The organism is Bifidobacterium erythrocebi, assembly GCF_012932675.1.
Taxonomy (GTDB): domain Bacteria; phylum Actinomycetota; class Actinomycetes; order Actinomycetales; family Bifidobacteriaceae; genus Bifidobacterium; species Bifidobacterium erythrocebi.
On record NZ_JAAIIF010000003.1, the window covers coordinates 59,653 to 75,969 of the forward strand.

At 62.6% G+C, this 16,317-nt stretch carries 17 protein-coding genes and 2 tRNA genes; 9 read left to right on the forward strand and 10 right to left on the reverse strand.

Translation table 11 applies throughout. The features are described from left to right. Window positions 1-171: 171 nt before the first annotated feature. The 5 genes from rnc to coaD form a co-directional block, all read right to left on the reverse strand. Entirely contained in the window at window positions 172-912 is a 741-nt protein-coding gene (gene rnc / locus G1C98_RS00930) for a ribonuclease III (RefSeq protein ID WP_169078375.1), read from the reverse strand. A gap of 102 nt (window positions 913-1,014) precedes the next feature. After that, window positions 1,015-1,209: a 50S ribosomal protein L32 gene (gene rpmF, locus G1C98_RS00935; RefSeq protein WP_169078377.1), complete on the reverse strand. Its 195-nt coding sequence runs from the start codon at window positions 1,207-1,209 to the stop codon at window positions 1,015-1,017. Between the two features lie 109 nt (window positions 1,210-1,318). Then, on the reverse strand, window positions 1,319-1,915 hold the full coding sequence (locus tag G1C98_RS00940; protein WP_169078379.1) for a YceD family protein: 597 nt from the start codon (window positions 1,913-1,915) through the stop codon (window positions 1,319-1,321). Between the two features lie 4 nt (window positions 1,916-1,919). Then, entirely contained in the window at window positions 1,920-2,846 is a 927-nt protein-coding gene (locus tag G1C98_RS00945; RefSeq protein ID WP_169078381.1) for an ATP synthase subunit B family protein, read from the reverse strand. Further along, on the reverse strand, window positions 2,839-3,339 hold the full coding sequence (gene coaD, locus G1C98_RS00950) for a pantetheine-phosphate adenylyltransferase (RefSeq protein ID WP_169078383.1): 501 nt from the start codon (window positions 3,337-3,339) through the stop codon (window positions 2,839-2,841). Before coaD ends, G1C98_RS00945 begins: the two co-directional genes overlap by 8 nt. A gap of 110 nt (window positions 3,340-3,449) precedes the next feature. Between coaD and G1C98_RS00955 the strand changes: the two genes are divergently transcribed. After that, the gene (locus G1C98_RS00955; protein ID WP_169078385.1) at window positions 3,450-3,734 is read left to right on the forward strand and encodes a DUF3039 domain-containing protein; all 285 of its coding nucleotides are present in this window, start codon (window positions 3,450-3,452) and stop codon (window positions 3,732-3,734) included. A 171-nt stretch (window positions 3,735-3,905) separates the two neighbouring features. Here G1C98_RS00955 and G1C98_RS00960 read toward each other — a convergent pair whose 3' ends face one another. Beyond that, window positions 3,906-4,916, reverse strand: a complete 1,011-nt coding sequence (locus G1C98_RS00960) for an aldo/keto reductase (RefSeq protein WP_169078387.1) — start codon at window positions 4,914-4,916, stop codon at window positions 3,906-3,908. 124 nt (window positions 4,917-5,040) lie between these two features. On the opposite strand from G1C98_RS00960, the gene G1C98_RS00965 reads away from it, so the two are divergent. Further along, window positions 5,041-5,466, forward strand: coding sequence for a MerR family transcriptional regulator (locus G1C98_RS00965; protein WP_169078389.1), 426 nt, complete (start codon window positions 5,041-5,043; stop codon window positions 5,464-5,466). Between the two features lie 162 nt (window positions 5,467-5,628). Here G1C98_RS00965 and G1C98_RS00970 read toward each other — a convergent pair whose 3' ends face one another. Beyond that, a complete protein-coding gene (locus G1C98_RS00970) occupies window positions 5,629-6,951 on the reverse strand; it encodes a nicotinate phosphoribosyltransferase (protein ID WP_169078391.1) in 1,323 nt (440 codons plus the stop codon). Window positions 6,952-7,111: 160 nt separating this feature from the next. Between G1C98_RS00970 and rph the strand changes: the two genes are divergently transcribed. Then, window positions 7,112-7,876 carry a ribonuclease PH gene (gene rph / locus G1C98_RS00975; RefSeq protein ID WP_169078393.1) on the forward strand — a complete coding sequence of 255 codons (765 nt, stop codon included), beginning with the start codon at window positions 7,112-7,114 and terminating at the stop codon, window positions 7,874-7,876. A gap of 53 nt (window positions 7,877-7,929) precedes the next feature. Further along, a complete protein-coding gene (locus tag G1C98_RS00980; RefSeq protein ID WP_169078395.1) occupies window positions 7,930-8,589 on the forward strand; it encodes a non-canonical purine NTP pyrophosphatase in 660 nt (219 codons plus the stop codon). A gap of 398 nt (window positions 8,590-8,987) precedes the next feature. Here G1C98_RS00980 and G1C98_RS00985 read toward each other — a convergent pair whose 3' ends face one another. The 3 genes from G1C98_RS00985 to G1C98_RS00995 form a co-directional block, all read right to left on the reverse strand. Beyond that, the gene (locus G1C98_RS00985) at window positions 8,988-9,998 is read right to left on the reverse strand and encodes an AEC family transporter (protein WP_169078396.1); all 1,011 of its coding nucleotides are present in this window, start codon (window positions 9,996-9,998) and stop codon (window positions 8,988-8,990) included. A gap of 224 nt (window positions 9,999-10,222) precedes the next feature. Beyond that, a tRNA-Leu gene (locus G1C98_RS00990) sits at window positions 10,223-10,303 on the reverse strand. A 62-nt stretch (window positions 10,304-10,365) separates the two neighbouring features. Then, window positions 10,366-10,441, reverse strand: a tRNA-Thr gene (locus tag G1C98_RS00995). A gap of 223 nt (window positions 10,442-10,664) precedes the next feature. Here G1C98_RS00995 and G1C98_RS01000 point away from each other — a divergent pair. The 5 genes from G1C98_RS01000 to G1C98_RS01020 all read left to right on the forward strand — a co-directional run bounded on the left by G1C98_RS01000 (window position 10,665) and on the right by G1C98_RS01020 (window position 16,297). After that, entirely contained in the window at window positions 10,665-12,059 is a 1,395-nt protein-coding gene (locus tag G1C98_RS01000; protein ID WP_169078398.1) for an acyltransferase family protein, read from the forward strand. A 254-nt stretch (window positions 12,060-12,313) separates the two neighbouring features. Continuing rightward, window positions 12,314-14,011, forward strand: a complete 1,698-nt coding sequence (gene pgi, locus G1C98_RS01005; protein WP_169078400.1) for a glucose-6-phosphate isomerase — start codon at window positions 12,314-12,316, stop codon at window positions 14,009-14,011. A 346-nt stretch (window positions 14,012-14,357) separates the two neighbouring features. After that, on the forward strand, window positions 14,358-14,720 hold the full coding sequence (rplS, locus tag G1C98_RS01010) for a 50S ribosomal protein L19 (RefSeq protein WP_169078402.1): 363 nt from the start codon (window positions 14,358-14,360) through the stop codon (window positions 14,718-14,720). A 96-nt stretch (window positions 14,721-14,816) separates the two neighbouring features. Beyond that, window positions 14,817-15,581, forward strand: coding sequence for a signal peptidase I (lepB, locus tag G1C98_RS01015; protein ID WP_169078404.1), 765 nt, complete (start codon window positions 14,817-14,819; stop codon window positions 15,579-15,581). After that, the gene (locus G1C98_RS01020) at window positions 15,578-16,297 is read left to right on the forward strand and encodes a ribonuclease HII (RefSeq protein WP_169078406.1); all 720 of its coding nucleotides are present in this window, start codon (window positions 15,578-15,580) and stop codon (window positions 16,295-16,297) included. Before lepB ends, G1C98_RS01020 begins: the two co-directional genes overlap by 4 nt. The last annotated feature ends 20 nt before the right edge of the window (window positions 16,298-16,317 follow it).

Consider the following 16,317-nt stretch of genomic DNA (forward strand, 5'->3'; position numbering starts at 1 on the left):
GCCGGCTTGTGGCCGGTACTGCGCGCTTTGTTTTCCCAGTCTATTCAAAGAGCCAACATTTGTGATATGCGGTTTACGGTATGGACATCCGAACCGGGTGCCATGCCGCAAACCGCACATCACTGGGAAAGATCTATCGGGAAATCCCGAGAAAGACTGAGGGAAGCGATATCAGCCGAGCTTCTTCCAAGCGGCCGCCGCGGCCGCCAGCTGCGCCTTGCGCTTGGATGTTCCCTTGCCCACGCCCAGGATCTCGTCATCGTCGCCCAGCGAGACGCGGGCGGTGAAGACCTGTGCGTATTCCGGCCCGGAAACCGCCATGTGGTACACCGGCTCGCCCTTGCCAAGGTGATGCGCCTTCACCGTCAGCGAGGTCTTCCAATCCAATGCCGGGCCTTCGGTGGCGACTTCGGCCAGCGTATCGTCGATCAGACGATGCACCACCTTGCGTGCGCCGTCGATGCCGTGCTCCAGGAACGTGGCGCCGATCAGCGATTCCACGATGTCGCACAGGATGGAGCTTTTCTGCGCTCCGCCTTGTGCCGCCTCGCCGCGGCCGAGCAGAATGTACGGCTCCACGTGCAGCTTGGTGCGTGCGATGGCGCTCAAAGCCTCTTCGCTGACCGCCTTGGCGCGCATCTTCGCCAGCTCGCCCTCGCTCATGTCCGGGTGCAGGCGGAACAACGTTTCGGTGGACACGAGTTCCAGCACGGCGTCGCCGAGGAATTCAAGACGTTCATAATGCTTGACGCCGGGGTGTTCGTGCGCGAAGGAACGATGGGTGAGCGCCTGGACCAGCAGGTCGGGGCTGATGGTGGTGCCGAGCGCTTCCAGAAGCTCGTTCGCTGCCGGCTGGCTGCCGTCGTTGTGGTAGGTGCGTGTGGTGGACTTGTGCCGTGCTTCGTCTGTCATGGTTCTCTATCTTCTGCTTCCTGGATATGAACAATTCCTGGGATATGAAAAGCCCCGCCACCCGTCGATGGCAGGGCTTCAATCATGCTTGTCCAGCGTTGCTCACTTGGTGTGAACCGACTGGATAGCCTCACGGTAGACGCGGCCGCGGAAAGAACCGCAGCTCGGGCAGGCCATGTGCGGCAGGGCCGGAGCGCCACAGTTCGGGCAGGTCACGGTAGCCGTAGCGGTCGCCTTCCAGTTCGCGCGACGCGAATGAGTGTTGGCGCGCGAGGTCTTGTACTTAGGCAGTGCCATTTCAGTATCCTCTGTTTCGTTCGAACATTTGAGCTTAAGCGTTCAGTACTTTAACGCAACGTGCGTACAAATGCCCGGTGCGGGCATATGCGTGCACGCGTGTCGCCCGTCAGTCCTGCTGCTCGCGTTCCAGTTTCGCCTTGAGATCGGCCAGTCCGGCGAATCGGATGTCGGTCGTCTCATGCCTATGGTCGGGGTTCTCGTTGAGATCCACGCCGCACTGGGAGCACAGGCCGCGGCAGTCATCGCGGCACAGCGGCTGCAGGGGCAGCTCGTCTACCAGCGTGTCGCGCAGCAGCGCCTCGAGATTGGCGAAGGCGCCGTTGTCGAGCAGCGGGTAGGAGTCCTCGGATTCCTCCTCGCCGGCGATGATGTCCACCTCGTCCTGCTGCTTGCGGTTGTCGCGTTCGTCCTGGTAGGGGAAGAACACGGTGACATGCGTGGACCAGTCGCGCGTGATGGGCTTGAGGCAGCGGGTGCATTCGGCGTGCACGGGGGCGTTGATGGTGGCGTTGAGGATCAGGCCGTCCACGATCGAGTCGAACGTTCCGCTGACGTGTACGGGCTCGCCTTCCTTGACGCCGATGATGTCGTCGCCGATGCCGCTGGGTGCGGGGAAATCGTCATCGATCGGCTTGGACTGGCCTGCACGCGACGCGACCTGTGCGACGGGTACGGTCCAGGGGGAATTCTCGATATGTGGCATGGGTTCAGGCCTCCGGGTAGTCGTTCTGGTCAACGTGCGGAAGCTGGTCGGCTGCGGCGCGCTGGCGTTCGTGCAGCACATTCAGACCGGCATCCACATCGCTGGTGAGTTTAGTCAATTGCTGGCGCAGACCCTCCATTACCTTGGCGGAGTAGTCGTCGGCACCTTGCGTGAGGTGATCGGCCTTGGCCTGTGCCGTGTTCAGGATGGCACGCGCCTTCTGCCTTGCCAGGTCGGTCACGTTCTCCTGGCCGGCGAGGAACTGCGCCTGGTCGTTGGCTTCCTTGATGGTGTCGGCGGCACGGCTCTGCGCGGAGGCGACGATGGCGTTGGCCTGGGTCTGGGCGCTTTCCAGACGGCGTTCCGCCTCGCGCATCAGCGCGGACGCGCGTTCGAGCTGCACCGGCAGCATCTTCTTCAGCTCGTCCAGGTTGGTCATCAGCGCATCGCGGTCGACCTTCACCAGGCCGGGGGAGAAGAACCCGCCCTTGGCCTCGTTCAGCGTGTCCTCCAGCTTGCCGATCACATCGTAGACGGTGGTGAACTCCTCGTGGCTCTGTTCCTCGGCGGTGGGGGTGTCCCTCAGGTCGGGCAGCGGGAACGGGGACTTGAAGTTCGGCGTGGCGGAAGACTGGTCGTCATCGGTGAACTGCGCCTGCGCCGCCACGGTCTCCTCCAGCGGTGCCGATGCCGCCGTCGGTGCGGGTGCCGGTGCCGGTTCGGCATAGGCTCCGGTGGGCTGCGCGGCCTGGCCGCCCTGGGTGGGCATGGGCGCGGATGCCGGCGCTGCCGTCGGTGCCGGTGCCGGGGGCATGGGGGCGCTTCCCGTCGGCGCTGGATTCGCGTTCGCGACGTTCGCCGCGCCGGCCACGTTCTCGCCGGTCAGATCCACATATCCGGTCGGATGTTCGACATCGTTCTGGTCACTCATGGGAAGTCCTTTCCTTATGTAACGCCTCGTTCAACATCGGCACCACGCAATCGGGCACCATTCCGGTCACGTCGCCGCCATGGCGGGCCACATCCTTGACGATGGAGCTCGAAATATGCTCCAGCACGGGGTTCGCCGGCAGGAACAGCGTCTCGATGCCGGCGATCTGGCGGTTCACCAGGGCCATGCCCAGTTCCGCCTCATAATCGCCGTTCTGACGCAGGCCCTTCACGATCACCGTGGCACCCACCTGCTTGCAATAGTCCGTGATCAGTCCGTCGGTGAACGAGACGACCACGTTTTCGCAGCCGCGTTCCGCCAATGCGCGGCGGATGATATCCACGCGGGTCTGCGCAGAAAACATCGGTGTTTTGGCTGCGTTCACCGCCACTACCACATGCACTTCGTCGAAGAAACGCGTGCTGCGTTCGATTACGTCAAGATGTCCGGCGGTCACGGGGTCGAACGAGCCGGGGCATACTGCTTTGGTCATAGGAACAAGCCTACCTCTTCGTATGGCAAGAAATGGCGCATCGCGGCGCGCATACAGGAAAACATTATGATGGGAACGGATTGATCGAACGCGTGAAGGAGCACATCGCAATGAACACGTATCTCAACAGCGGCGACCCGCAGTCCACGCCGGATTCCGGCGCGGGCACCTCGGTGCTGGAACGTCCCGAGGTCAAGGAGGAGACGCAGCGCTCCGATAACGGCGACGCGGACCGTTACGCGCACTACGTTTCGAAGGACCGCATCGCCGAATCGCGCATGACCGGCCGCCCGGTCGTGGCGCTGTGCGGCAAGATCTGGGTGCCGAAGCACGACCCCTCCCAGTACCCGGTGTGCCCGGACTGCAAGCGCATCTACGAGGAGATGTTCCGCTAAGCGGTGTGGGGGAGTCGGGTCGGGCAGACCCGGTGACCCCGGTAGTACGTAAACGAGGCCCGTACCCGTCCGCGCGTTCAGCGGGATAGGCACGGGCCTCGCTTACGTCTGTATGCGCGTGCACTAGTAGGCGCGTACGGTGTGTACGGTGCGTGCAGACGTGGGGCCGATTCAGCGCTGGGAGATCTCGTCGATGCGGGCAAGCTCCTCGTCGCTGAAATCGGTGTTGCGCAGCGCGCCGATATTGTCCAGGATCTGCTGCGGCTTCGAGGCGCCGGCCAGCACGGACGTGACCGCACCGTCATGCAGCAGCCAGGCCAGCGACATCTCGGCCAGCGTCTGGCCACGTTCGACGGCGATGTCGTTCAGCTCGCGGATCTGCTGCAAACGTTCCGGCGTCAACGCGGAATCCTTCAGGAACCGCGGGTCAACCGCAATGCGGCTGTCGGCGGGAATGCCGTCGAGATAACGGTTCGTGAGCAGACCCTGGGCCAGCGGCGAGAACGTGATCAGCCCCTTGCCCAACCGCTTGGCGGTCTCCTTCAGGCCATTGTGCTCCACCGTACGGTCGAAGATGTTGTAGCGGTTCTGATTGATGATGAACGGCACATGCAGCTCGTCAAGGATCGCGCTCGCCTTCTCCAGCGTCGGGCCGTCATAGTTGCTCAGGCCCACGTACAGCGCCTTGCCCTGCTGCACGGCGGTCGCCAGCGCGCCCATGGTCTCTTCGAGCGGGGTGTCCGGATCCATGCGGTGATGGTAGAAGATGTCCACGTAGTCGAGGCCGAGGCGTTCGAGGCTCTGGTCCAGCGAGGCAAGCAGGTACTTGCGCGAACCCAGGTCACCGTAAGGTCCTTCCCACATCTCGTAGCCGGCCTTGGTGCTCACGATGAGCTCGTCGCGGTGATGGCCGAAGTATTCGCGCAGCAGTCTGCCGCAGTTGCGCTCGGCGCGGCCGGGCTCCGGGCCGTAGTTGTTGGCCAGGTCGAAGTGCGTGATGCCGTTGTCGAAGGCGGTGAACACGAGCTGTTTCATGTGCTCGTACGGCGTCAGGTCGCCGAAGTTGTGCCAGAATCCGAGCGAGATCGCGGGCAGTTTGAGCCCGGACTTGCCGCAGCGGTTGTAGGTCATGCTGTTGTAGCGGTCGGGCGATGGCGTATAGGTAATGGTCGGTTCGAACATAGGATCTCCTCATTGGGCTGATATGTTGTTGGTCCGATTCCATATCCTCACACTTCAAGTACACTTGAACGCAACCATGGCGCCAAGGTGGCGTGTCAGAGCGGAGAGCGGAAACGGAGGAGTAATGGGATACGGTATTCGCGAGGTCGCCGAACGGTTCGGCATGCAGACGTCGACGTTGCGCTATTACGAGGAACAGGGCCTGCTGACCGATGTGCCGCGCAACGCCAACGGGCAGCGCGAATACGAGGAACGGCACATCAGCCGGCTGAAGGCGATCTGCTGCTTCAAGAACGCCGGCATGACCATCGACGACCTGCGCAAGTTCTTCGTCTACGAGCAGAACGAGCCGGAGCATATCGACGAGATCCTGGAATTGCTGGAATCACGGCGCAAGGCGCTGGACGAGCAGCGCCGCGCGCTTGATGAGGCGGCCATGCAGGTGCAGCGCAAACTGCATTATTACGGCGGTATCAAACAGTCGTTGGAACGCAACGAACCGCTTCCCGATTGGAACGACTACAAGAACCGCGTCTACGACATCGGGTGATAGGCATTGGGCGGCGGTGCCCGGATGACGGGTTTCGTACTACGAACTGGGAGAGCGGCGATAAGAATAAGAAAGACCGACCACCGCAGTGGCGCGGCAGTCGGCCTTCCGGCTTCGATGCAAATGACTCGTGCGTGACGAAACCGCCTATATAAAAATCGCCTACAGTACGGTGATCTCGGTCGGAATCACCGGATCGCCCTTCATCAGGCTCTGCGCGGTGATCGGCAGCTCGTTCAACGCCGCGGCACGGTAGTCGTGCGCGCGCATGATCGCATCATGACCCTGCCAGCTGGAATCGATCTGACCGTGGTCGACGTAATCCACCAGCAGATCCTTCCAACCCTCATCCGGCGTATAGCCGGCGAGCTTGTCTTCGGAACCGGAGATCACGTGCTCGGCCTCGGCCAGATTGTATTCGTAGGAACGGTAGGCGAGCTTGCGGCCCGGAGTGGTGGCCTTGTCCTTGCTCTTCTTCATGACCGGAGCCATCACGCCGTCCGCGCCCTCGCGCTCGGTGAGCTTGTACACCATGGCGCAGGTCGGAGCACCGGAACCGGTGACCAGCATGGTGCCCACGCCATAGGAATCGACCGGCGCGGTCTGCAGTGCGGCCAGCGCATACTCGTCCAGATCGTTGGTGACGGTGATGCGCGTGTTCGTGGCGCCCAGCGCGTCCAGCTGGTTACGCACGCGCTGCGCCAGGGAGGCGAGATCGCCGGAATCGATGCGTACGCCGCCCAGTTCGGGGCCCGCCACCTCGACGGCGGTCTTCACGGCCTCCTCGATGTTGTATGTGTCGACCAGCAGCGTGGTGTTCTTGCCCAGTGCGGCGATCTGCGATTCGAAGGCGCTGCGCTCGTCGTCATGCACCAAGGTGAAGCAATGCGCCGCGGTGCCGATGGCCTTCAGACCGTACAGCTGGGCCGCCAGCAGGTTCGCGGTGCCCTGGAAACCGCCGACCACGGCCGCACGCGCGGCGGCCACGGCCGACCATTCGTTGGTACGGCGTCCGCCCATATCCATGCACGGGCGGTTCTTCGCAGCGCTGACCATACGGCTCGCGGCCGAGGCGACCGCGGAATCGTAGTTCAGGATCGACAGCACCAGCGTCTCCAGCAGGGTGCATTCGCCGAACGTGCCCTCGATCTGCAGGATCGGGGAGTTCGGGAAGAACATCTCGCCTTCGCGGTAGCCCTTGATCGAACCGGAGAAATGGAAGTTCTCCAGCCACTTGATGGTATCCGGGCTCACCACCTTGCGTTCGGCCAGGAACTTCAGATCCTCGTCGTCCAGATGGAAGTGCTCAAGCGCGTCGAGAATACGACCGGTGCCGGCGACCACGCCGTAGCGCCGACCGGCGGGAAGATGCCGGGTAAACACCTCGAACACGCACTTGCGGTCCGCCGTGCCGTCCCGCAGGCAGGCGTCCAGCATCGTGTACTCATACATGTCGGTCATAAGGGCCGGCGAATAATCCACCATTCTTCTGTCCCGTCTCGTGGTGACTAATAGGTAACCAATAGGTAATCCGACTGTAAGCCGTGCCAGCCCCCTTACGCAATGGGGCGGTTCGCCACGCGAACACGGCGGCGCACGACTGCGCGCCCAGGCGCAATGACGGCGTGCGCGTAAGCTGGGGCGCATGGTTGAAATTACAGATATGTTGGGTGAACATTCCATTACTCGTGCCGACGGCCGCAAGGTCGACGAACTGCGCCCGGTGCGCATCACACGTCACTTCACGGACGCCCCGGAAGGCTCCGTGCTCATCGAATGCGGCAACACCCGCGTCATGTGCACGGCCACCTTCACCCCCAGCGTGCCGCGCTGGCGCAAGGACTCCGGCCTGGGCTGGGTCACCGCCGAATACGCGATGCTGCCGAGGGCCACGGCGGAACGCACCGACCGCGAATCCGTGCGCGGCAAGATCGGCGGCCGCACGCACGAGATCAGCCGTCTGATCGGTCGCTGCCTGCGCGGCGTGGTCGACATGAAGGCGCTGGGCGAGAACATGATCCAGCTCGACTGCGACGTGCTGCAGGCCGACGGCGGCACCCGCACCGCTTCCGTGACCGGCGCATACGTGGCGTTGGTGGACGCGCTGAACTGGGCCGAACAGCATCATCACATCCGTTCCGCCAAGAAGGTGCTCACCGATTGCGTGTCCGCAGTGTCGGTCGGCGTGATCAACGGCACGCCGATGCTGGACCTGCCCTACGTGGAAGACAGCGCGGCCATGACCGACATGAACGTCGCCATGACCGGTTCCGGCGCGTTCATCGAGCTGCAGGGCACCGCCGAACATCGTCCGTTCACGCGCAAGGAACTCGGCACGCTGCTCGACCTGGCCGAAAAGGGCAACAAGGAGCTGCAGGCCGCACAGCGCGAGGCGCTCGCCAAGGACTGACCCGATAAGAACCGACCCAAGCATCAACAAGCACCAACAGAAGGAGTAGCGCAATGCGCATCATCGTCGCCACGCATAACGAAGGCAAGCTCAAGGAGATCCGCCGCATTCTCGCCGAGGACCTGGGCGAGATCGCGCAGCAGGTGGAACTGGTCTCCGCCGGCTCGCTGAATCTTCCCGACCCGGTGGAGGACGGCGTGACCTTCCAGGAGAACGCGCTGCTCAAGGCGCGTGACGTGGCCTCCCGTACCGGCTGCCCGGCCATCGCCGACGATTCCGGCCTGATCGTGGACGTGATGGGCAATGCCCCGGGCATCCTGTCCGCCCGTTGGGCCGGCGAACACGGCAACGACAAGGCCAACAACGCACTGCTGCTCAAGCAGTTGGCGGATATTCCGGATGCCAAGCGCACTGCGCGTTTCCGCTGTGCTGCCGCCTTGGTGGTGCCGGGGCCCGCCGATGCCGCGCCGTACCCGATCGCGTCCGAGACCGTGGAGCTTGGCGAGATGCCCGGCGTGCTGCTGCGCGAGGCGCACGGTACGAATGGCTTCGGCTACGATCCGCTGTTCGTGCCCGATGATCAGCCGGCGCGCGCCGTCGAGGCCGGCGAACGCCTTACCTCCGCGGATATGACGCCGGAGGAGAAGAATGCCATCTCCCACCGTGGCAAGGCGCTCAAGGCGTTGGTGCCCGCGGTGCGTGCGCTGTTCTGATTTCGCTGGCGTGCTGGCGTGTTTTAGTGCCCTGTGATGCCTTCTGCCTCCATTGGCGGTCGGCATTGCAGGGCGCTTTTCGTATGTGTGAGAGTGTGTTCCCATGCGCCGGGATGCTTGTGCCCTTTGTCGCGAATCAGCATGAATCGGCTTTCCCGCCGGCATTTCGCGACGATATCGCCCCGTTTTGTCGCGAAATGCACGTGACAGTTGTGGTTCATGTCGTTTCGCGACGGAATCGGGCCCATATTGTCGCATTTCGACATGAGCCGGCATTTCCGCCGATATTTCGCGACAGAATCAGGCCCTTGCTGTCGCAAAACGCACAAGGCCACAGAGCCTCATGCTGTATTGCGACAGCATATGCGGCAACAAGCGTGCGGCAGCGTGTGCCTAGCTCACACGCCCATGGCGGTGAACAGGAAGTGCGCTCCGGTCATCATGACCAGGCTGAGCACGGCGGTGATGGTCAGCGAGAAGCCGGCGAGCTTGGCATTGCCCAGCACCTTGTCGGTGAACAAGGTGGAGAACACGGCGATCGGTGCGAGGCAGCACAGCGCCACGGCCTCGCGGATCGGCGCGGAGAACGGCAGGATGAACCAGGCGGCCATCGCGAACAGGATGGCGAACGGGACGCGCCAGCCGATCACCGTCAGCACGTCCTTCACGTCGCGGCGGGACGCCGGCAGGTCCATCAGCATGCCGACCATCAGCATCGCGCAGAACGAGTTCGCGTTCGACAGCGGCTGCACCATCGTGGCGATCCATCCGGGGATCTTCACCTGCGCCAGCGTAAGTACGATCATCAGCATGTACACGTCGAACGGCACCGAACCGAAGAACCCCTTGAGCACATTACGCAGCAGCGCACGCCGTGCCAGGCGTCGGGCGTCCTTGTCCTTCGGCTTCACATAGGGCAGAGTCGGCGCGTCGCCGGCATGCTGTTCGCTCAGCGTTTTGCCGGGCTGGATGTGTAGCAGCAACTGCGTCATCACATTGGTGCCGGCCGCCACCATCACGCAATTGCCGATATCGAACATGGCGGCCGGAACGATCGCGGCCGTGCCGAGGAACGACGAGACCACGGGGAAGCAGAAGCATCCCACGTTGAAGCCCGACCCGTTCAGCATCATGAACGCTCGTCGTGCCACGGGCTTGTGCATGGTGGCGAGGAAGATCGTGATGGGCGGAATGGATGCGACGATCAGACCGAACACGGAGATCCACAGCAGTTTGATCTCATGCGGATTCGTCGCGAACGAATAGATGATCGCGCCGGGCAGCACCAGATCGAATATCGCCGTCTGCAGAATGCGGTAGTCGCGTTGCCCGAAGAACCCGGCTCGTTTGAACGCGTAGCCGGCCAGAATGATCAGCAGTAACGCAACGGGTTGGATAAGCGCTTGCATCGTGTGGTTCCCTGTTTCTGTTCTCTCGCTGTCGTCTTCAATCCGCCATCTTAGGCGTGAATTGGAAGAAACGAGCCAAGTTTTCCATGGCGCGGGGTTCGATGCTGGAGATTGCGCGGCCGATTCCGCAGCATGTTCCCGATATGTTCCCAAATGTGGGCACAGCGTGGGCAAAAAACGACATTCGGTATTGAAAAAAGGCGGAATAAAGCCGTTTGATGAAGTGCGCGAGATGGGACTTGAACCCACACGTCAAAGACACAGGAACCTAAATCCTGCGCGTCTACCAATTCCGCCACTCGCGCATGCCGTACCGACCTTTCGGCCGATATGCAAAACCCTAGACGGGCGAACCCATCTAGGGTGGTGGAGCCACTTGTCAGAATCGAACTGACGACCTGCTCATTACGAGTGAGCCGCTCTACCGACTGAGCTAAAGTGGCGATGCTGGTGGATTGCATACGCGATCCACGCACAAAACAATAAGTGTACTGGATGGTGTGGAATTGTCCAAATCGGCTTGTCCCCACGTGGCGCGACAGGCCTGAATGCTGCGGAATCGGTCAGGGTCGAAGACCTGTCGGATCATGGTGCGGCAAGTGGGAAATAGGATTCTCGCATGCTTTGACACGCGAACGCACAGGCGGCGTGATTATCCTGATAACCATGGCAACACGGTTCACCAGTCGGCATACGCACGCTTCCGGCACGCGTCACGCATTGCGGCGCAGCGGGAACGCGGGTGCCGTCGCACCCGGTGCCGGCAGTCTCAATGCTTCCGCGACCAGACACAACGCATCAGCAGGCGGCCGCAAACGAATGGTGTCGATCGAAGTGCTCAGACTGCTCGCCATCGTCAGCATCGCCATATTCCACGCGTTCCTCCAGCAATATGTTCAGGCCATATGGATGGGTCCTCATCATCCCGTCTCCGCAGCCGAGCCGGTGTCGGCGCTCGCATCGTCGCGCGGCGCGATGTGGATCGTGGCGATGATCATGTATTGCGGCGCGTGGGGCAACCATATCTTCTTCATGATCTCGGGCTTCTTCCTCATTCCGCGCATGTGCGCCGCAGCCGGCACCCGTGGGTATTGGGGGAGCCAGCTGCGTGCCGCGGGGCGACGCATACTGATGATCCTGGCGACGGTCGCGTTCTACCTGCTGCTTGTCATGGCGATCACCCGCTGGGTGCTGCCGGGTGTGGGCGGCGAACGTTCGTCCAGTCTTGTCTACGAATTGGAATTCGTGTGGCTGTACTTGGTGTTCGTGGCGCTGGCTCCCGTCATCGCGCGCGTGATGGCCCGGCTCGGTATTCGTGGAAGCGCGGTGGCGGCGGGCGTCGTGCTGGTGGCCGTGTACGCGTTGAATATATATGTGGCGGTCACGTGGCAGGCTCAGTACGGGCAGCGCAGTCTGCTGGATTGGCGCAAGCAGATGAGCGCGGTCAGCTATGCGCTCTCGTTCGTGCTGGCGGGTCTGCTCGGATGGACGATGCGCGCAGGCGGGCAAAGCAGGCGCGGCGCGCATGGAAAAGAGCGCGGGGCACGCCATGCCGATAGGCGCCCATGGTGGACGGTCCGCGGATTCTGGCTGTGCGCCATCGCCGTACTGCTTGCCGTAGCCGCGGTGCTCACCGCAGTCACGGCCGCGCGCCCCTCGTACGTGGCGCTCTACGCATTGTCGTTCAAGTCGACGTCGCCGATCTCCTTCGCACTGGCGGTCTGCGCATTGATGGCGGCCGCATGCTCGCCGGGCCGTGCCCGCGTGCATATCGGGCAACGTGCTGAATCCGCGATCACGGCGCTCGCTTCCGGAATTCTGGGTTTCTATGTGGTGCAGACCCTGGCCGATTTCCTGTGGCATGGCGTCAATGCGAGGTTCCTCGATCCGCTGCTGGCGCATGCGGCGTCGTTGCCTGCGGGGTCCGCTTCCATGTTCGGCTGGCTGATCGCATGGATTGCGGTCGGCGCGATGCTTTCGTTGGTGTACGTCGTGGCGATCTGTCTGTTCGATCGTTGCGTGCGCCGTCCGTTGCTGCGTGCTGTGCACCTGTCGAAATGATGCCGGAGAGCGCCCGTTCGCGAGCATGTTCATGAGTACGTTTGCATCGGCGTGATTCCCGCGTGTTGCGATTGCCATGTGCCCTAATCGGCGGCGTATGAGCGTTTGTGGGCGATTATGTGCGTGACTTGCGAACTTATGTGTTCCTGTGTCCCCTTTTGTGAGTATCTTGGTTGCTTGGAAGGAGGCGGTGGCGCACGCCGATTTTAGGCTTGGGCCGCTGCTTCATGGTGATGATGAAAGGACCAATACACATGGCCATCAATCCTCCAGTTGATGCAACTAAGACCCCGGAATGGGCCGCTCTGCAGAAGCACTACGATGAGCTGCAGTCGGAAGGCGTCAGCCTCAAGAAGTGGTTCGCCGAGGACGCCGATCGTGTCGAGAAGCTGAGCTTCGATGCCGGCGATCTGCACTTCGACCTCTCCAAGAACCTGATCAAGCCGGAAACCCTCCAGCTGTTCGCCAACCTGGCCAAGGCCGTCAAGCTCGATGAGCGCACCAAGGCTATGTACACCGGCGTGCACATCAACAACACCGAAGACCGCGCCGTGCTGCACACCGCGCTGCGTCGCCCGGTCGAGGACGAGGGCAAGTACGTCGTCGACGGTCAGGACACCGTCAAGGACGTGCGCGAGACCCTTGACCGCATCTACGCCTTCGCCGACAAGGTTCGTTCCGGCGAGTGGACCGGCGTGACCGGCAAGAAGATCAAGACCGTGGTCAACATCGGCATCGGTGGTTCCGACCTGGGTCCCGTCATGGTGTACGAAGCGCTGAAGCCGTACGCTGACGCCGGCATCTCCGCCCGCTACATCTCCAACATCGACCCCAACGATCTGGCTGAGAAGACCAAGGGCCTCGATCCGGAGACCACTCTGTTCATCATCGTTTCCAAGACCTTCACCACCCTGGAGACCCTGACCAACGCCCGCGAAGCCCGCACCTGGCTGCTCGAAGAGCTCAAGGCCGCCGGCGCCATCGACGGTTCCGACGAGAAGAACGCCGAAGCCATCAAGAAGCACTTCGTCGCCGTCTCCACCAACCTGGAGAAGGTCGCCGAGTTCGGCATCGATCCGAACAACGCCTTCGGCTTCTGGAACTGGGTCGGTGGCCGTTACTCCGTCGACTCCGCCGTCGGCACCTCCCTCGCCGTGGTCTTCGGCCCGGCCCGCTTCGAGGAGTTCCTGCACGGCTTCCACGAGATCGACGAATACTTCGCCAACACCCCGTTCGAGAAGAACGTCGTCGTGCTGCTCGGCATGCTGAACGTGTGGTACCGCAACTTCTTCAAGGCCGCCTCCCACGCCGTGCTGCCGTACGACCAGTACCTGCACCGCTTCCCGGCCTACCTGCAGCAGCTGACCATGGAGTCCAACGGCAAGTCCGTGCGTTGGGACGGCACCCCAGTCACCTCCGAGACCGGCGAGATCTTCTGGGGCGAGCCGGGCACCAACGGCCAGCACGCCTTCTACCAGCTGATCCACCAGGGCACCCAGCTGATCCCGGCCGACTTCATCGCGTTCGTGAACACCCCGAACCCGACCAAGGACGGCGACCAGGACGTGCACGAGCTGTTCCTGGGCAACTACCTTGCGCAGACCAAGGCTCTGGCCTTCGGCAAGACCGCCGACGAGGTGCGCGCCGAGGGTACTCCGGAAGAGATCGTCCCGGCCCGCGTGTTCACCGGCAACCGTCCGACCACCTCCATCTTCGGCGTGGCCCTGACCCCGTTCGCACTCGGCGAGCTCATCGCCCTGTACGAGCACATCACCTTCGTCGAGGGCACCGTGTGGGGCCTGGACTCCTACGATCAGTGGGGCGTCGAGCTTGGCAAGCAGCTGGCCAAGCAGATCACCCCGGCCATCTCCAAGGATGACGACGCCCTGGCCGCCCAGGACGCCTCCACCCAGTCCCTGATCAAGTTCTACCGCGCGAACCGCGAGTTCTGATTCCATCGGAACGCTGTAGCGCGTAGCTGAACATCACAAGACCCGTCTGCATACCGCAGGCGGGTCTTTCTGCATGGCCAAGTGTGGTGGTCGGTCGCACAATCGCATAGGTCTTGCGGATGGGGTATTTTTGACTGTTGATGTGCCGAAAGGTGGGACGCCGCATAATCCCGCTTTTCTTCGGGTCCAGCCGGAAGGCCGAAAGGCTTGCGTTCCGGCGGATTGGCGCCCCTTCGCAGGCAAACCTGCGAAGAACCGCAGGCATGCGCGCCGAATACACATGCATGATGCATGAGCGCATGCCCCAACCAGTGCACTGATATGCGGCAGTGACCGAGGAATAGCAATGGTTAACGCTATTGAAGCATTTGATGCCAAGCACCTGAAGCCGGCCGAGGAGATCCCGGAGTTCCGCGCAGGCGATACCGTCGACGTGAACGTGAAGATCAAGGAAGGCAACAACTCCCGTATCCAGACCTTCACCGGTGTGGTCATCGCCCGTCACGGCGCCGGCATCCACGAGACCTTCATCGTGCGCAAGATCAGCTTCGGCACCGGCGTGGAGCGTCGCTTCCCGCTGCACTCCCCGGCAATCGACTCCATCAAGGTCGTTCGCCGCGGTCGCGTGCGTCGCGCCAAGCTGTACTACCTGCGCGCTCTGCGCGGCAAGGCCGCTCGCATCGTCGAGCGTCGCGACAACTCCAAGTGAGTTTCGCCGCAATGGCATAGTTCTCGGCCTGGAACCCTGTGTGGTTTCCGGGCCGAAACCATATTCAGCCGAGAACGAACAACAGGCAGGGCAGTCATGGACAGCACGAACAACAGTCAGGAAACATCTCCGGCAGGCGGCTCCGGCACGTCGGCGGCCGGTGGGTACGGCACCGAATCGGCGGGCGCATCGCGGCGCAGAAGAAGCACCAAGCCGGCGCATGCAGTCAAGGCCGAACGTCAGGAAGACAGCTTCACCATGCGCGACGCCCTCGTATTCTGCGGTATCCCCGTACTTGTGGTGCTGCTCATCCGTCTGCTGCTCGTAGGCTGCTACACCATCCCGTCAAGGTCCATGGAAAGCACCATCGAACCCGGCGATCGCGTGCTCACCACCAAACTCACCCCGAAGATCTTCAGCCTCAAGCGCGGCGATGTCGTGGTCTTCCACGACCCTGCGAACTGGCTCTCCGGCGAATCCGAAAGCGCATCCGGCGACGACTACCTGATCAAACGTCTCATAGGATTGCCCGGCGATGTGGTCGAATGCAAAGGCTCCGGCCAACCCGTCACCGTGAACGGCGTCGCCATCGACGAAACCCCGTACCTCAAGGCCGGCGTGCAGCCGAGTTCGTTCCCCTTCAAAGTCACGGTAAGCAAAGGACACGTTTTCGTGATGGGCGACAACCGCGCCAATTCCGCGGACTCCCGCTACCACCAGGACGACGGCGACAACGGCCTGGTACCGGTCAACAAGGTGGTCGGCGTGGCATTGGTGCGCTACTGGCCGTTGAACCGCCTGTCGACGATTAGCGGGCATCACGACGTGTTCCGTAACGTTCCGGAACGAGCGGCGGCATGATCACACCGACACTCTATCTTGAACATGCGCTTGCGGATCAGCAGTACGACATCATCGTCGGATTCGATGAAGTGGGCCGCGGCTCCCTGGCCGGGCCGGTCATGGTCGGCGCTTGCGCGATCTGGGCGCAGGACGTGCGCGACGGCGTGAAGGGCGTGCCGCAGGGCGTGGCCGATTCCAAGATGCTGACCGAACACCGCCGCGAGGCGATCGTCGACGAGCTGAAGGATTGGAGCGCGGCATGGGCCGTGGGTTCCGCCAGCAACACCGAGATCGACGACTGGGGCATCTCCTATGCGCTCGGCGTGGCGGCATTGCGCGCGCTGGCCGATGCGGAGCGCTCGCTGGGCATCGCCGACGACGGCACGGCGATCGTCGGGGGAGAAAGGACCCGCGTATCCGTAGGCGCGATTCTCGACGGTCCAAACGACTACATCACCAAGGCGTTGAACACGTTCGACGCACCCGCGGTGCCGGTTCCCGCCGAAGTCGTCACCAAGGTCAAGGGTGACCAGCATTGTGCCACCGTCGCCTCCGCCGCGGTGATCGCCAAGGTCACGCGAGACCGGCTGATGGTGTCCCTCGCCCAAAGCGACAGCCGGTACGCGCCATACGAATGGGAACACAACAAGGGGTACGGCTCCAAGGCCCATCGTGCCGCCATTGCGCAGTATGGCCCGACCTCATTGCACCGCATCAGCTGGAAGCTCACCTGACCGTTCAACGCCCTGGGAGT

Excerpts from the sequence above, each read along its gene's own strand:
- rnc (WP_169078375.1), bottom strand. The coding sequence starts at position 912 with ATGACAGACGAAGCACGGCACAAGTCCACCACACGCACCTACCACAAC.
- rpmF (WP_169078377.1), bottom strand. The coding sequence starts at position 1,209 with ATGGCACTGCCTAAGTACAAGACCTCGCGCGCCAACACTCATTCGCGT.
- G1C98_RS00940 (WP_169078379.1), bottom strand. The coding sequence starts at position 1,915 with ATGCCACATATCGAGAATTCCCCCTGGACCGTACCCGTCGCACAGGTC.
- G1C98_RS00945 (WP_169078381.1), bottom strand. The coding sequence starts at position 2,846 with ATGAGTGACCAGAACGATGTCGAACATCCGACCGGATATGTGGATCTG.
- coaD (WP_169078383.1), bottom strand. The coding sequence starts at position 3,339 with ATGACCAAAGCAGTATGCCCCGGCTCGTTCGACCCCGTGACCGCCGGA.
- G1C98_RS00955 (WP_169078385.1), top strand. The coding sequence starts at position 3,450 with ATGAACACGTATCTCAACAGCGGCGACCCGCAGTCCACGCCGGATTCC.
- G1C98_RS00960 (WP_169078387.1), bottom strand. The coding sequence starts at position 4,916 with ATGTTCGAACCGACCATTACCTATACGCCATCGCCCGACCGCTACAAC.
- G1C98_RS00965 (WP_169078389.1), top strand. The coding sequence starts at position 5,041 with ATGGGATACGGTATTCGCGAGGTCGCCGAACGGTTCGGCATGCAGACG.
- G1C98_RS00970 (WP_169078391.1), bottom strand. The coding sequence starts at position 6,951 with ATGGTGGATTATTCGCCGGCCCTTATGACCGACATGTATGAGTACACG.
- rph (WP_169078393.1), top strand. The coding sequence starts at position 7,112 with ATGGTTGAAATTACAGATATGTTGGGTGAACATTCCATTACTCGTGCC.
- G1C98_RS00980 (WP_169078395.1), top strand. The coding sequence starts at position 7,930 with ATGCGCATCATCGTCGCCACGCATAACGAAGGCAAGCTCAAGGAGATC.
- G1C98_RS00985 (WP_169078396.1), bottom strand. The coding sequence starts at position 9,998 with ATGCAAGCGCTTATCCAACCCGTTGCGTTACTGCTGATCATTCTGGCC.
- G1C98_RS01000 (WP_169078398.1), top strand. The coding sequence starts at position 10,665 with ATGGCAACACGGTTCACCAGTCGGCATACGCACGCTTCCGGCACGCGT.
- pgi (WP_169078400.1), top strand. The coding sequence starts at position 12,314 with ATGGCCATCAATCCTCCAGTTGATGCAACTAAGACCCCGGAATGGGCC.
- rplS (WP_169078402.1), top strand. The coding sequence starts at position 14,358 with ATGGTTAACGCTATTGAAGCATTTGATGCCAAGCACCTGAAGCCGGCC.
- lepB (WP_169078404.1), top strand. The coding sequence starts at position 14,817 with ATGGACAGCACGAACAACAGTCAGGAAACATCTCCGGCAGGCGGCTCC.
- G1C98_RS01020 (WP_169078406.1), top strand. The coding sequence starts at position 15,578 with ATGATCACACCGACACTCTATCTTGAACATGCGCTTGCGGATCAGCAG.